Below are 583 nucleotides of genomic sequence, written 5' to 3'. Positions count from 1 at the left end.
TTGGGCGACATTGAAGAAAAAAAGCAGCTGATGCTGCATAATTGCACCCGCCAAGCGCAAATGCTGTTTTATGGGGCTTACAACTGGAAGTCCTCTGAGGAGACGCTTTTGGATGACTAAGTACGCTAACCTTTAGATCACTCAGTAATCAAGGCAAATGTTTAAAAACTGGGTCTAAAAGCATAAAGGCGACGATTAATCACTTTGACAGTTTTGTCAGCGCTAGATTCACTGCTACTAGCTGCAGCGTTATTTGCACTGCCATTGACATCATTTGCACCGCTATTTACATTGTTACCACTCGTATTTTGATTATTTAAATTGCTACTAGCTGCACCGCTCTCATTGTTTGTCGTATTGCCCTCATCAAGCGCATTTTTGATCAAAATGATCGCAAATCGTTGTTTACCATCGCTATCACTGGCTGTGACAAGGCCGCTAAAAGCTCGACTATCCACTGATAAAAGTGGCGTCAACGCTTGGCGCTGCTCATCAGTCACACTCACAAGCGCTGGCAGTTGCCACAACTCATCAATAGACCCCATTACCTGCTGAGTACGCAAATCTGTTAATGTTTGCATCT

At 43.7% G+C, this 583-nt stretch carries 2 pseudogenes; one reads left to right on the top strand and one right to left on the bottom strand.

The features are described 5' to 3' along the window. Positions 1 to 120 (top strand): annotated as a pseudogene (locus tag ACTXGO_RS15940) (TetR family transcriptional regulator); the annotation flags it as partial. A 41-nt stretch (positions 121 to 161) separates the two neighbouring features. On the opposite strand, the pseudogene ACTXGO_RS15935 reads toward ACTXGO_RS15940, so the two are convergent. Beyond that, positions 162 to 583 (bottom strand): annotated as a pseudogene (locus tag ACTXGO_RS15935) (type II secretion system minor pseudopilin GspK); the annotation flags it as partial.

It is taken from the genome of Psychrobacter sp. T6-1 (assembly GCF_052258445.1).
The sequence above is the reverse complement of the archived record's forward strand: the minus strand, read 5'-3'. Positions and strand labels throughout refer to the sequence as shown.